This window comes from Hufsiella ginkgonis (assembly GCF_009834915.1).
GTDB lineage: Bacteria > Bacteroidota > Bacteroidia > Sphingobacteriales > Sphingobacteriaceae > Hufsiella > Hufsiella ginkgonis.
Genome location: NZ_WVHS01000001.1, coordinates 912707 through 926575, shown reverse-complemented (window position 1 = coordinate 926575; position 13869 = coordinate 912707). Strand labels below are relative to the sequence as shown.

The 13869-nt window shown below is 49.1% G+C and carries 12 protein-coding genes; 6 read left to right on the top strand and 6 right to left on the bottom strand.

Annotated elements, in window-relative coordinates:
• Positions 1-98: 98 nt before the first annotated feature.
• The 6 genes from lptC to upp all read right to left on the bottom strand — a co-directional run bounded on the left by lptC (position 99) and on the right by upp (position 5561).
• A complete protein-coding gene (lptC, locus tag GS398_RS03970) occupies positions 99-662 on the bottom strand; it encodes an LPS export ABC transporter periplasmic protein LptC (RefSeq protein ID WP_369410220.1) in 564 nt (187 codons plus the stop codon).
• Between the two features lie 2 nt (positions 663-664).
• Positions 665-1975 carry a BamG family beta-barrel-assembly machinery protein gene (gene bamG, locus GS398_RS03965; protein WP_160905416.1) on the bottom strand — a complete coding sequence of 437 codons (1311 nt, stop codon included), beginning with the start codon at positions 1973-1975 and terminating at the stop codon, positions 665-667.
• Positions 1968-2708 (bottom strand): type III pantothenate kinase, encoded by a 741-nt coding sequence (locus GS398_RS03960; protein WP_160905415.1) that lies wholly within the window; start codon positions 2706-2708, stop codon positions 1968-1970. The genes bamG and GS398_RS03960 overlap by 8 nt, the downstream gene beginning before the upstream one ends.
• Before the next feature lie 205 nt (positions 2709-2913).
• On the bottom strand, positions 2914-3894 hold the full coding sequence (locus GS398_RS03955; protein ID WP_160905414.1) for a DUF6427 family protein: 981 nt from the start codon (positions 3892-3894) through the stop codon (positions 2914-2916).
• A gap of 323 nt (positions 3895-4217) precedes the next feature.
• Positions 4218-4913: a YjjG family noncanonical pyrimidine nucleotidase gene (locus GS398_RS03950; protein WP_160905413.1), complete on the bottom strand. Its 696-nt coding sequence runs from the start codon at positions 4911-4913 to the stop codon at positions 4218-4220.
• A gap of 3 nt (positions 4914-4916) precedes the next feature.
• The gene (gene upp / locus GS398_RS03945; RefSeq protein ID WP_160905412.1) at positions 4917-5561 is read right to left on the bottom strand and encodes a uracil phosphoribosyltransferase; all 645 of its coding nucleotides are present in this window, start codon (positions 5559-5561) and stop codon (positions 4917-4919) included.
• A gap of 117 nt (positions 5562-5678) precedes the next feature.
• Here upp and uvrB point away from each other — a divergent pair, with 117 nt between their 5' ends.
• The 6 genes from uvrB to GS398_RS03915 all read left to right on the top strand — a co-directional run bounded on the left by uvrB (position 5679) and on the right by GS398_RS03915 (position 13863).
• On the top strand, positions 5679-7715 hold the full coding sequence (gene uvrB / locus GS398_RS03940; protein ID WP_160905411.1) for an excinuclease ABC subunit UvrB: 2037 nt from the start codon (positions 5679-5681) through the stop codon (positions 7713-7715).
• Complete coding sequence (locus tag GS398_RS03935; protein ID WP_160905410.1) at positions 7712-7906, top strand: YwbE family protein; 195 nt, start codon at positions 7712-7714, stop codon at positions 7904-7906. Before uvrB ends, GS398_RS03935 begins: the two co-directional genes overlap by 4 nt.
• A 61-nt stretch (positions 7907-7967) precedes the next feature.
• Complete coding sequence (locus GS398_RS03930; RefSeq protein ID WP_160905409.1) at positions 7968-8222, top strand: DUF4834 family protein; 255 nt, start codon at positions 7968-7970, stop codon at positions 8220-8222.
• A 562-nt stretch (positions 8223-8784) separates the two neighbouring features.
• Entirely contained in the window at positions 8785-11268 is a 2484-nt protein-coding gene (locus tag GS398_RS03925) for a YfhO family protein (protein WP_160905408.1), read from the top strand.
• 152 nt (positions 11269-11420) lie between these two features.
• The gene (locus GS398_RS03920; RefSeq protein WP_160905407.1) at positions 11421-12227 is read left to right on the top strand and encodes a murein L,D-transpeptidase catalytic domain family protein; all 807 of its coding nucleotides are present in this window, start codon (positions 11421-11423) and stop codon (positions 12225-12227) included.
• Between the two features lie 343 nt (positions 12228-12570).
• Positions 12571-13863, top strand: coding sequence for an ammonium transporter (locus tag GS398_RS03915; RefSeq protein ID WP_160905406.1), 1293 nt, complete (start codon positions 12571-12573; stop codon positions 13861-13863).
• The last annotated feature ends 6 nt before the right edge of the window (positions 13864-13869 follow it).

The following is a 13869-nucleotide window of genomic DNA, read 5'->3' as shown; positions in this document are numbered from 1 at the left end:
TTTATTTTATATATACTTTAAAAAGAGGGCGCAAGATACAATTTTTGAAAAATTTACAACAGAATTTTTTTAGGGGCGCCCCCGGGTGTTTTAAGCGGTTATTTGATGGCCTTTTCGGGCACCGTGAAGATGCCGTTGCCCCCTCTCAGGGTGTAATTGAAGTTTTCGTCGCTTTCAAAGCCGGTGCCATAACCGATATCGCCGCGCGGCGAAGTGATGGTAACCATCTGGTTGGAGTAGAACCTGCGGATGTTTTCGTTCCAGAACATCTCTTCGGATTTGATGGTTTCGCCGGTCTTTGTGCGGATAACTACATTTTTCCGTAACTCGATGATCTTTTCATTTTCGCGACGGATGGCGTAATCGGAGGTTACCCGGTTCTTTTCCTCCAGTTTCTCATCGTAAAAGATCACCGTTACCCCTTTGGGCATCTCGTAATAGGGATTGGTGGTTTTGTGGGTCAGCATCAGCGGGGCGAATACTTTCGCCTTTACCACGGCCGAGTCGCTGTAAATGATCTCTACCCCCAGTGACTTGTCAACAAGGATCGGAACCTTTTTGGAAGAAACCTTTGGAACGTCCTTCAGCTCGTTTTCGCAGGAGGTAACTAGCAGGGCGCCGGCGAATGAGCCGATCAGCAGGTATTTGGCGGCCGGCGACACGCTTAGTCGAACTTAAATTTCTGGAACCACTGGTCGTTCAGTGTAATTCCGATGTAGAAATTGGCATACCGCTCCCGCACCAGCCCGTTCTGTAATGTGCCGCGCTGGCCCAGCTCAGTGGCGAAATTGATCTTGTAGAACGACACGCCGCGATTGGATGGCAGCGGCAGCCCGAGCCCGAAAGTAACCGCGGCATCCCGGATATCGGTATTCTTGATGTTGATGTAAGTCTTATCGTATTTAAAGCCGAAGCGGTAATCTATAAGCTTCAGGTAGTTGGTTACCGAAGTAAAGTCGGGAGTGAGCTGCCCGCCAACGTTCACGGTAAAGCTGTTGTTAAGACCGGGATTCGTGGCGCCGTCACGATAGGATGACCAGTTGGTAGCCGTTACATCGGCGCCGATAAGCCATTTGTTGGCACTTTCCAGGGTAAAGCCCAGGCTGTTTTTTGAAGGCAGGCGTAATTTCGATTTTGCACCTTCGGAAAAGAAAGTGGTATCTGAAGCGGTGAGCTCGTCCTGGTCACCGGTATCCTGGTTAAATACTTTGGCAAAATGGGTGGTGAGGTTGGTGGCGGTAGAATTGATCTTATTACCTGAGGTGCCCGAATACCCGATGATGAGCCTGGTGGCAGGCTTAGGGTTGGTAAAGTATTGTGCACCGTATTCGAGGCTCAATCCGCCGATGGCCCTGCTCCGGGAGGTCCTTGAATTGGTAAAGGTGGTAGAAACGTCGAAATCGGTGGTAGCGCTTTCTTCAAGTTTACCAAAAATATAGGAGGCGTTTGCGCCCACGCTGAAATGCTTGCCAAGCGAAAATCCATAACCGATATATCCCTGCGAGAGACCGCCTTCGCCGGAATACTTATAATTTACGTTGTTGGTGTCGATCTTACCGGGAATGGTGTAATTATAACCAAGGTCGGAATAAGGCACCAGGCCGAAGCTCAGCGCAGAGTTCTTGCTGACCGGGATGCCGAACACGATATGGCTAAGCGCCGCATTAAACACCCCTCCCTGTTTGGTGGTGTTATTGCTCAGGCTGGTAATGCCGCCAAACGCGCCTACGTCGATGGTAGTCATCCGGATGTCTGAATAAGAGCCCGGGTTCTGCAGGTTCACATTGTTATAGGCGCCGATCCTGCGGATGCCGGTGCTGATACCGCCCATCGCGCGATTCTGCGGAAGGATAGGACCCTTGATATTCCCAAGCCCGAACTTTGAATAGGGCGAGCTGCTGGTGGTTTGAGCCGTAGCCGCGAAGCCTGCCGGTAAAAGAATAACAAGGAATATATACTTGAAAATTTTAATCATTATACTGATAAATAACTTCGTTTAAACCAATAAGCACCAGTGAGGGTTCGGTTTTGACAATGGGCGCAAAGATGCTACTTTTCATACGGGTTTCAAAAAAATTAACGTCACCTCCGCATAGCACTACCTGTAAATCAGGATAAAGCGCCCGGTATGCCCCGATAAAGCCCATCGCTTCGTACACAATTCCATCCTGCACCCCCGAAAGAATAGCGGTCCTGGTGTCGTAACCGTATCCTGTATCGTAACCCGGATCTGCGTTTATTAACGGCAGTTTACCTGTAAAAGTCTGTAATGCGCGGAAGCGCATCGACAAGCCCGGCGAGATGCTTCCGCCATCATACCGGCGGTCGGCTCTTGCCAGGTCGTAGGTAATGGCCGTACCCGCGTCGATCACCAGCACGTTCCTGCCTGGGAACAACGCCTGTGCACCAATTACCGCTGCCAGCCGGTCGGGACCAAGCGTTTCCGGCGTAGCATAACGGTTAACCACCTTAGTTTTCAGCCCGGTATGGAACCGGATAAAATGACCCGAACCGTTTAAGTAATCCTCCGTTTCCGGCGCCAGACCGGCCACGGTAGAGATGATCGAAAACTCTACGTGCTGCCCGGCAAGAAAACGGCCGATCACTTCGCCGGAAAGCGTTGGGTATACCTCTTTTCGCACCATTGCCCGCTCCTCAAATAATGCGATCTTGGCCGAGCTATTGCCTTTGTCAATAACCAGGTTCATCCCCAGGCGCCGATAAAAAGTACTACCCCATACTTCATGTCACAAAACTATCTAAATTTTGCCCTGCGGGAACGCGGGAAGTGTTAAAAAAGGTTAATTAGGTTTAACGGTGGTACGTTCCTGCGCCTCCTTAAAAAAGCGCAGCTGCGCTCCCGGAAACGTATAACGTATAATGCGGGATATCCGGCGAATAACGTTCCACCCCCTAAAACCACTGGAAATAGATCACGCAGCCTGCCAGCAGCATATACAGGGCTTCGTAAAACCAGCGGATCCTGGCGTGGCTGAAGTAGTAAGCGAGGAATACGGAAACGGGAACGGCGGCGAGCTGGAAGTGGGAGATCCCGGAATCCGGTTCGAGGTAAAATGATACTATCGCGAGGATGAGCATAGCAAACAAAGCCTGGAAAGATTTGCGGGTTTGTACATATCCGCGAAAAACCTTTTGCTGTATGGTGAGCAGCGACAAGGCAAAAATGATTAGTAGCGGGATAAATACGATATAATCATAGAGGTTTAGCTGGATGCCGAGTGTGAACTTATTGGTGAGCGGCAACCAGATGCGGTAAAACTTTTCGGTAACGTCGTTCCAGTAATAGATAAAACCCAGGAAAAAGTAAATGGTGATGAACCCCATCAATACGGCAAACCACTCGCGCCAGTTAAACGGCCGGAAGATAATGAGGCTGATCCATAGTAGGGGTACCATGGCAATGAACGGGAAATATACCAGGGTAGCGGCGCCAACGATCATGCCGAGATCGTACATTACAGGGCCGGCACTGTCGCTCCGGTATAAGCTCAGGAATTTATAGGCGATCCAGATCACGAAGAAATTACCGATCAGGGGCAGGCTTAAGGTCAGAAACGGCGTTAGCAGGCTGGCAGCGGTGACATAAAGTAATGCGGGAAGAAAAGAAGGTCTCCCCATCAGGTTGTAATCATTCACCATTTTATTCACCAGTAATCCCTGGCAAAAGGTGATGGCCGCTGCAATCAGAATATTAGACGTGGCCGAAACCGAAAGGCTTCCCGGCACCCGGATCATCAGTTTTTCGAGCGGATCGGTGATATGAAGCGGGAGAGACCCGGGTAAGTGGTAAAATAACCCGATACGGAAAACGAGCGTGGCAACTGCCAGGATAGCAAGATTAAGGGGACTAAGCGTCCTGAACTGGTTGATCATGAACTCGATTGCCGTATAAACACGGCAATATTACTAAAAGCGGCTCAAAAAAGGATCAGACTAATCTTCTTCTTCTTCTACCGAAAGTTCGTATGGGCTGTAATAATAGATTACTACCAGTGCGGCCAGTACGAGCAGGATTGCTACAGGGATGATGTGGTCCATATTTTCCAATTAGTTTCAGTGAGCGGCGGCCGGTTCCCAGCGTAAATTATGCACACGCCGTGTGTTCATAACATCTTGCTGATCACCGCTAACCGATAACCAAAGGTGGAACATACAGATAAGCAAAATGTTAGTTAGATGTTAAGTTTTTTTCCGGTTTATAAGATGTCCATCAGCTCGCACAGGCTATGGATCTGGCGGCTCACATCCGCCGGTTTTTCTTTATTGGCAGGGTTGAAATAGATGGCATCGATCCCAAAATCCTGCGCACCGCGGATGTCGGCTTCCAGGCTGTCGCCGATCATCAGGCTTTTGTGTTTTTGTGCCTCTGCCCGCCCGAGCGCGAACTCGAAAATAGCAGGATCGGGTTTATTGATCCCCACAATTTCGGAGATGGTGATCGACTGGAAATAAGCTGCGAGCCCGGTATTGGCGATCTTGAGCTCGGTCGACTCCTTGAAGCCGTTCGAGATCAGGTGAAGCACATATTTGCCCTGCAGGTACGTCAGCGTTTCATGCGCATCGGGGAACAGGTTTGTTTTGGTGGGGCAGATCCGCACGTAATCATCTTCAAAAGCAACCGGGATCACTTCGGGCGATAAGCCCAGCTCAATAAAAGTTCTGCTAAACCGGGTTTCGCGCAAGTAGTCTTTTGTGATTTTCCCCAGGTGGTACTCAGCCCAAAGGGCGTGGTTATTGCGGGTATATGTTTCGATAAAGATATCGGCCGACCGCAGCCCAAGCTCCCCAAGGGCATACCGGCCATAGAGTTCGTGCAGGGTTTCTTCGGCATTTTTGTCGAAATCCCAGATCGTATGATCGAGATCGAAAAACAAGTGACGGTATTTTTTCACGGCTTAAATTTTTACGCCAAAGGCGAGGTCGCCGGCATCGCCCAAACCGGGCACGATATACGCTTTGGTGGTCATTTCTTCGTCGATGGCGCCGATCCATAAATGCGCTTTGGGGAGATTAGCTTTTACATAGTTGATACCCTCGGCGCTGGCGATAACGGCAACGATGTGCACCGCCTTGATAGTATACTGGCCAAGCAGCTCCTTGCAGCAAAGCACCATGCTCATGCCGGTGGCCAGCATGGGGTCTGAGATCACCAGGATCTTGCCATCGAGGTCGGGTGTAGCGGCATAATCGCTTTGAATAGAGAATCCCCCGCCCTTGTTTACCTTCCGGTAGGCGGAAATGAACGCGGAATCGGCCTTATCGAAGAAATTCAGCAATCCCTGGTGAAGGGGAAGCCCTGCGCGCAGAATGGTGGCCAGTACCGGTTGTTCTTCCAGTACCGGGACAGTGGCGGTACCCAGCGGGGTCTCGAAATCTGTTTCCACATACTGCATGGACTTACTGATCTCGTAGGCAAAAATTTCGCCGAGGCGTTCCATATTTCGCCGGAAGCGCATGGTGTCCTGCTGAATGCCGGCGTCACGCAACTCGGCCAGGAAATGGTTACCGACGGTGGGGGTATCGCTTAAAACAAACATCATGACGAGGATTAGGATTGCTCAAAAGTATCAATTTAATTAAAAGTGTGCCGCATCCGCGTAGCGCGGCATTCTTTTTAAACGCAACCATTGCTCCATAAGTTTGTACCTTTGATAGGTATGTCATTTAAATTAACATCAGAATATGTCCCCACCGGCGATCAGCCAGAGGCGATCCGCCAGTTGGTGGAAGGCGTTAACGGCGGCGATAACTATCAAACCCTGCTTGGAGTGACCGGGTCGGGCAAAACCTTTACGGTGGCCAACGTGATCCAGCAAACACAGAAGCCTACGCTGATACTTAGTCATAATAAAACGCTTGCCGCCCAGCTTTATGGCGAGTTCAAGCAGTTCTTCCCGGAAAATGCGGTTAATTACTTTGTATCGTATTATGATTATTACCAGCCTGAGGCTTACATAGCCACTTCCAATACCTACATAGAGAAAGACCTGCAGATCAACGAGGAGATTGAAAAGCTGCGGCTTCGTACAACCTCGGCCCTGATGTCGGGAAGAAGGGACGTGATCGTTGTTTCGTCTGTTTCCTGTATATATGGTATGGGTAATCCCGAAGATTTTTCCAACTCGGTATTCCGCTTTGCGGTAGGCACGAGGATCAGCCGGAATGCGTTCCTGCACCGGTTGGTGGAGATCCTGTATTCGCGCACGACAGCCGACTTTAAGCGCGGGACCTTCCGGGTAAAAGGAGATACCGTAGACATATACCCGGCCTATATGGATTTCGCGTACCGGGTGTCATTTTTCGGAGACGATATCGAGGAGCTAAGCGCCATTGATCCCGGTAACGGGAAAACCATCGAAAAGATGACCCATATGGCGATTTTCCCGGCGAACTTATTCGTTACTCCGAAAGAGCGCTTCAACCAGTCGGTATGGGCCATACAGGAGGAACTGGAGACCAGGAAGCAGCAGTTTATTGATGAAAAACGCTTTCTCGAAGCGAAGCGGCTCGAAGAGCGGGTGAATTACGACCTGGAAATGATCCGGGAGCTGGGCTATTGCAGCGGGATCGAAAATTATTCGAGGTTTTTTGATGGGCGTACACCGGGGATGCGGCCGTTCTGCCTGCTTGATTATTTCCCCGATGATTACCTCATGGTGATTGACGAAAGTCACGTGACCGTTCCCCAGATCAGGGCGATGTATGGTGGCGACCGGTCGAGGAAAATGTCGTTAGTGGAATATGGCTTCAGGTTGCCCGCCGCGCTCGATAACCGGCCGCTGAACTTCAATGAGTTTGAGCGCCTGGCGCCGCAAACGTTATATGTAAGTGCCACACCGGCAGATTACGAACTCGAAAAATCGGGTGGCGTGGTGGTAGAACAAGTGATCCGTCCCACCGGGCTGCTGGATCCCAGGATCGAGATCCGCCCGGCGGTGAACCAGGTAGATGATCTGCTGGAGGAGGTGGAAAAGACCGTGAAACAAGGCGACCGTGTATTGGTGACCACGCTCACAAAGCGAATGGCCGAAGAGCTTACCAAGTACATGGACAGGCTGGGTATCAAGGTGCGCTATATCCACTCGGAGGTGAAAACGCTGGAACGGGTAGAGATCTTACGTGGATTGAGGCTCGGAGAGTTCGACGTACTGGTGGGAATAAACCTGCTGCGCGAAGGCCTCGATCTCCCGGAGGTTTCATTCGTGGCCATCCTGGATGCAGATAAAGAGGGATTTCTTCGATCCGAGCGCTCATTGATCCAAACCATTGGCCGTGCCGCCAGGAATGACCGGGGAAGAGTGATCATGTACGCCGATTCGGTCACAGACAGTATGCGAACCACCATAGAGGAGACTGATCGCCGTCGTGATAAACAGATCGCTTACAACCTTCAGCACGACATTGTGCCAAAAACGGTGGGTAAATCGCGCGAGGCGATCATCGAGCAGACCTCGGTGATGGATTTTAAAGGCGGCGTGCAAAAGGCTTACGTGGAAAAAGAAATGGCGATGAGTATCGCTGCCGATCCGATCGTGCAGTATATGTCTAAATCAGAACTCCAGAAATCGATTGATAACACGAAAAAAGATATGCTGGCTGCGGCGAAGGATATGGACTTTCTTACTGCCGCAAAACTGCGTGATGAAATGTTTGCCCTCGAAAAAATGATGGAAGAACGATTTAAGAAAGTATGAGCGGGCAATACAGGGACGAGATCAGCGCTGGTATGGAGGTAGAGATCATTCTCAAAAAAGATCAGCGCTCCGGTAAGCGCACTGCGGGTGTGGTAAAGGATATTCTAACCAGCGCATCTTATCATTCCCGCGGGATTAAGGTAAGGCTGGAGGATGGCCGGGTAGGCAGGGTCTGCTTTATTCCATTGTAAGGTTTAAGTGGCGTTGAAACATTTTAATTAATATATCGTCTATATTTGTATCGTTACAACTATGGGACTAATCAGGTTTTTATTAATTGCGATCACTGTATTATATGTTATCAGGCTTTTGGTGAGGTTATTACTCCCCATGCTTTTTCAGCGGGTGATCAATAAGGCGCAGCAGCAGGCAGGCCAGCAATACCGGCAGCAGCATACCCGGAGCCAGGAAGGTTCTATCCGGGTAGACTTTATTCCTCCCAAGGATAAAGAAGCAAAAGCTGCAGACAAGGCGGGTGAATTTATTGATTACGAGGAGCTGAAGTAAGACTCAGCCCGGTTCCCGGCCGGTATCGCCGCCGTTTCCTTCCGCACCCTCGTTTCTTCCGGCAGGGAGATCCTGAACGAACCGTATCATTTATCTCCGCCTGGATGTCCCGTTTTCTAAGGATCTCTGCAAGCATGACCAAAAAATCATGGTGACTCATCTTTCTGGATCAGGCTTAAAAGTTTGGGAGCTATTAGCTTTCAGCGATCAGCTTTGATTACACTGTCAAACTGGAATGCTACTTAGAATAGCTCAACGTCAATTACTTATCTTATAAGGTATACTTACGGGCTGAATGCTGATAGCTGACAGCCAAAACTACTCCCCAGAAATTCAGCTCGATCCATCTTTCCCACTTATTAATATACAAGTATAATTCCCGCGTAATATAAATGAAATTTATTAATTAATAAATTAGTTAATTAACCAGAAAAATTGTAATGTCTCAGTTTCTTTAAACTGTACATTCACCTCCTGTTGTCAGCTTCGTTTTTCCCCACCAAATAACCCCCGATAATTTACTTCCTTTTTCTATTTTTGGCATTCAATAAAATAAACATCAATGGCTAATTGGTTCAAACGCAATGGTATTCACCTTGCCGTGGTAGGAATTTTTCTCGTGCTCTGCTTTGTTTACTTCAGTCCCGTGATAAAAGGCCTGGTACTTCCTCAATCGGACGTGCAGCAGGCACAAGGCATGCAACGGGAGATCATGCAGTTTAAAGACAAAGACGGGAAAGCGCCTTTGTGGACCAACGCCATGTTTGGGGGTATGCCGGCGTACCAGATCTGGGCACGATATCCCAGCAACATCACCACGTATGTGATCTCGTTTTTCTCATCGGTATTGCCCAACCCGCTGTATACGGTGCTTTTATATATGTTGGGCGCCTACCTCCTGTTTTATACCCTGCGCATGAACGCATGGCTGGCCGCGGCAGGAGCCGTTGCATTCGCATTCACTTCATACAATTTTATCCTGATCGAGGCGGGTCACAGCAACCAGGCGCTTGCCATCGCGTTTTTTGCGCCCATCGTGGCCGGGTTCATCCAGGTTTTCCGTAAGAACTATATCATGGGAGCGGGTATTACAGCCCTTGCGCTGGCGATAGAGATCAGGTGTAACCACGTGCAAATGACCTATTACCTGTTTATCGCCCTGCTGATCTTTATCCTCATCGAGCTTTTTCATGCCGTCAGGGGGAAAACGCTGGGTGATTTCATGAAGTCGATCGGGTGGCTGGCCGCGGCGGCGGTGATCGCTGTCGGTGTAAATGCGGGCACGTTATGGACTACCTACGAATACGGACAGGAATCCATTCGCGGTAAGTCGAATCTTACCACAGATAAGGCGCAGTCCAATGGTGGCGTAGACCGTGATTATGCATATGGCTGGAGCCAGGGAGTGGGTGAATGTATTACCTTCCTCGTTCCCGATGCTTACGGCGGCGGCCGGTCTACTAAAGTGGGTAAGGATTCTGAGGTTGAAAAAGTGCTGACAGCACGGCAGGTCCCCGCAGACCAGGCCTTGGGATTTGCACAGCAGATGCCTACGTATTGGGGAGAGAAGCCGTTTACCAGCGGCCCTTTCTACTTCGGCGCCATCGTGGTTTTCCTTTTTATATTCGGTTTGTTCATTGTGCGCGATCGTCTTAAATGGTGGATCCTGATCGCCACCGTGCTGAGCCTTTTTCTTTCTTTCGGAAGGCACCTGCCTTTTATTTCCGACCTGTTCTTTAATTATTTCCCGCTTTATAATAAGTTCAGGACAGTGGAATCGGTGCTCGCCATCGCAGGCTTTCTCGTGCCTATATTGGCAATCCTGGCCGTAAAAGAGGTGGCGTTTCACACTGCCGACCCTAAGACGCTTATTAAAAAGCTGCTTTACTCACTCTATATTACCGGCGGGATCCTGTTAATCGTGCTGCTTGTCCCTACCTTGTTCTTCAGCTTTAAATCATCAACGCACGAACAGTTCGTACAAGGATTGGTACAATATGTAGGCGACCGCAATTTTGCCGAGGCTATCGGTAACGCGCTCGTTGCAGACAGGATCAGTATCGCCCGTATGGACGCGTTGCGCTCCCTGTTCTTCGTACTGGTGGGTGCAGGGCTGATGTGGGCGCTGATCAGGCAAAAGATGGCCGCACAGTTTACGTTTATCGTGCTTGGCCTGGTCATTCTTACCGACCTTTGGATGCTCGATCGCCGCTACCTGAATAACGATAACTTCGTGGAAGACACGCAGCTGAAGGCGCAGTACCAGCCCAGGGAGGTTGACCAGCTGATCATGCGCGATACGTCGCCGGATTATCGCGTACTGGACTTAACGAGCCCCGATTGGTCGCAATCTGCCACCGCCACCTTTTTTCACAATACCGTGGGTGGCTACCACGCAGCAAAGCTGAAACGCTTTAACGAGCTGTTGCTCAAACAGTTTAACGGCGCCATCAACGAAGATGTGCTCGACATGCTGAACACCAAGTATGTGATCACCAATTCGCAGGAGCAAACAGGCGGACAGTCGCAGCGGATTCAAAACAGGGCCTCAGCCGCCGGCAATGCGTGGTTTGTTCCGCAGATCACTTACGTAAAAAATGCTGATGAAGAAATGGCAGCGATCAACAGCTTCGATCCCAGGAAAGTAGCTTTTGTCAGCAGCGAATTTAAATCGTCGCTTGATGCGGCCCGCCTTGGCGCCCCTGGTCCGAATGACTTTATTAAATTGGTAAATTATCACCCGGACCACCTTACGTATGAGTACTCGGCGGGAAAGGATGTTTTCGCCGTGTTCTCCGAGATCTGGTATGATAAAGGCTGGAATGCCTACGTAGATGGCAAAAAGATCGGTTATGTAAGAGCCAACTATGTGTTGCGTGCCGCTGAACTTCCGGGTGGAAATCATAAGCTTGAGTTCAAGTTCGAGCCCGCTTCTTATTATACGGGCGAGAAGATCTCGCTGGTCTCTTCGATCCTCCTGGTACTCGCACTGGGCTTTGGGATCTACCAGGAAAGCAGAAAGAAATCAACTCCTGCGATGGCGTAAATAATTAAATGGCTTTATTTGTTGCTTAATAACTTAAAACCTGACATTTATAAGATAATTCGTATGGTGGTATTTGGTATCTTTGTGGAAGAAAAATTAATGCATTACAATAATCTGTTATTTTAACGTTTAAGGTAAGGAGAGAGGGGATTATGAGAAAACATTCTTTTATTGTAAGCGGGATCGCCGCGGTAATGATGGCAGGTTCAGTATTATTAAGCTGGACGCCCGACACGCAGTTAACCAGCAAAGTTACCGGTACGGATAGTGCCGCGGTAACAACAGGCTCCTCTTCGGGGAAGGCCTTGTTTGAAGAGTACGTGACCAGCATCTATGAGTCGGCGGGTTTATCCGGCACTAAATTGGATTTCGACACCTTCCGTAAAGCGGTTACTGGTTACCTTAACCTAAAACAGGGTAACCTGGTATCGAAGCCATTGCTCACCATCGTAGACTTTACCCGTTCGAGCCGCGAAAAACGTCTCTGGATCGTAAACCTCGACGACAAAAAACTGCTGTTTAATTCACTGGTGGCACATGGCCAGGGCAGTGGCGATGACATGGCGCAGAGTTTTTCGAACGTAGCGGAAACCCACCAGAGCAGCCTCGGGTTCTATGTAACCGACGATACCTATATCGGTAAGCACGGTCTCTCGCTGCGGCTTAACGGCGTAGACAACGGCTACAACTCCAATGCCCGCGATCGCGCTATTGTACTGCACGGGGCGGAATATGTTAGCGAACAGTTTATCGCTCAGCATGGCAGGTTGGGAAGAAGTTACGGATGTCCCGCCATCCCGGTAGATCTCACCAATAAGATCATCGGCGTAGTTAAAGGAAAGAGCGTTATTTTTATAAACGGGCAGGATTTACGGTATAATTCAGCATTTCTTGACCAGGATAAGGCGCTTTCGTCTTTTAATCAACCAACAGTGGCCACATTACAGGCAAAAATCTAGGTTAAATACTCATTCTCATACAAAAAGCCAGCAATTCTTATTGCTGGCTTTTTTCGTTTTAGCTATTTCGCAATATCACCGTGACTTAGAAAAAATAGGTTTATGTTTAGCCTGTATTTTTATTATTTATATATAAATCACGATTAATTTTTACATTTTTATTATTTTAATTGGATATTTAAATAAATTATTTAAAATTTACAAAACAAAACACACTTTTTAAATCAAAATTGACGATCAATGTCAATAAGTAACCAGAATTTGCATACCAATCCTATAGAATGAGTTTAAGTACTAAATAAATTACATAAAACAATCCTTTAACCCTAAACTAAATCACACAATGAAAAAAATCTTTCCTTTCTCACTACTGGTTATTGTTGTAGTGCTCGGGTTGCTCTACCCGGGAGCTAAAGCTGTAGTGCCCGCAGGAGCGATCGACAAGGCCGACACTGCCTGGTTGCTGATCTCTACCGCGCTGGTACTGTTAATGACGCCTGGCCTGGCCTTCTTCTACGGGGGTATGGTGCGCAAAAAGAACGTAATCTCTACCATGCTCCAGAGTTTTGTTTGTATGGGCCTCATTACCATTCTCTGGGTTGTTTTCGGCTTTAGCATGGCTTTCGGAGAGGATGTTGGCGGATATGGTTTTCTTGGTAACCCATCCACCTTCTTTATGATGCAGAATACGCTTGGCGTATCCTGGGGTACTATCCCGGTAGTACTTTTTGCCATGTTCCAGTTGAAATTCGCGGTGATCACGCCTGCGCTTATCACGGGTGCTTTCGCAGAACGTATCCGTTTCAACTCTTACCTGATCTTTATCACGCTATTTATCGTGGTGATCTATATTCCTTTAGCACACGCTACCTGGCATCCGGAAGGCTATTTCTTCAAATACGGGGTGCTCGACTTTGCAGGCGGTACGGTGGTACACATGTCTGCCGGCTGGGCTGCACTTGCCTCCGCATTGTACCTGAAGAAAAGAACAAATCCCGAGCATACGCCGGCACGTGTGAGTTATGTGATCCTGGGTACTGGGTTACTCTGGTTCGGATGGTTCGGCTTCAATGCCGGTTCTGCGCTGGGAGCTAACGAGCTCGCCTCAACCGCTTTGGCTACTACCACCACCGCTTCGGCCGCTGCCGCCATGTCGTGGATCTTCTTTGATATCCTGTTAGGTAAAAAGCCATCCGCTGTGGGTGCTTGTATCGGTGCGGTTGTAGGTCTTGTGGCCATTACGCCTGCTGCCGGTTTCGTTACCGTATCAAGTGCGCTTGTTATCGGCATCATTGCCGCAGTGGTAAGTAACCTGGTGGTTATCTGGCGTTCAAAAACCGGTATCGATGATACACTCGACGTATTCCCTTGTCATGGTGTGGGTGGCATGGTAGGTATGTTAATGACCGGTATTTTCGCCACTAAGAGCGTAAACGGTGCCGGCGCAGAAGGCCTCGCTTTCGGCGACACCGCCCTGTTCGTTAAACACCTGGTTGCGCTTGTGTCTGTATCGGCTTTCGCCTTTATCGGTTCGTTTATCCTGTTAAAAGTGACTGATATCATCAGCCCGCTTCGCGTTAGCAGGGAAGAAGAAGAGCTTGGTCTTGATGCTACCCAGCACGACGAAGCCCTGTAACCTTAC

Coding starts and splice junctions, on each gene's coding strand:
- GS398_RS03935 (WP_160905410.1), top strand. CDS start 7,712: ATGAGCGGGCAATACAGGGACGAGATCAGCGCTGGTATGGAGGTAGAG.
- GS398_RS03925 (WP_160905408.1), top strand. CDS start 8,785: ATGGCTAATTGGTTCAAACGCAATGGTATTCACCTTGCCGTGGTAGGA.
- GS398_RS03960 (WP_160905415.1), bottom strand. CDS start 2,708: ATGAACCTGGTTATTGACAAAGGCAATAGCTCGGCCAAGATCGCATTA.
- upp (WP_160905412.1), bottom strand. CDS start 5,561: ATGATGTTTGTTTTAAGCGATACCCCCACCGTCGGTAACCATTTCCTG.
- GS398_RS03955 (WP_160905414.1), bottom strand. CDS start 3,894: ATGATCAACCAGTTCAGGACGCTTAGTCCCCTTAATCTTGCTATCCTG.
- GS398_RS03930 (WP_160905409.1), top strand. CDS start 7,968: ATGGGACTAATCAGGTTTTTATTAATTGCGATCACTGTATTATATGTT.
- GS398_RS03920 (WP_160905407.1), top strand. CDS start 11,421: ATGAGAAAACATTCTTTTATTGTAAGCGGGATCGCCGCGGTAATGATG.
- GS398_RS03915 (WP_160905406.1), top strand. CDS start 12,571: ATGAAAAAAATCTTTCCTTTCTCACTACTGGTTATTGTTGTAGTGCTC.
- uvrB (WP_160905411.1), top strand. CDS start 5,679: ATGTCATTTAAATTAACATCAGAATATGTCCCCACCGGCGATCAGCCA.
- bamG (WP_160905416.1), bottom strand. CDS start 1,975: ATGATTAAAATTTTCAAGTATATATTCCTTGTTATTCTTTTACCGGCA.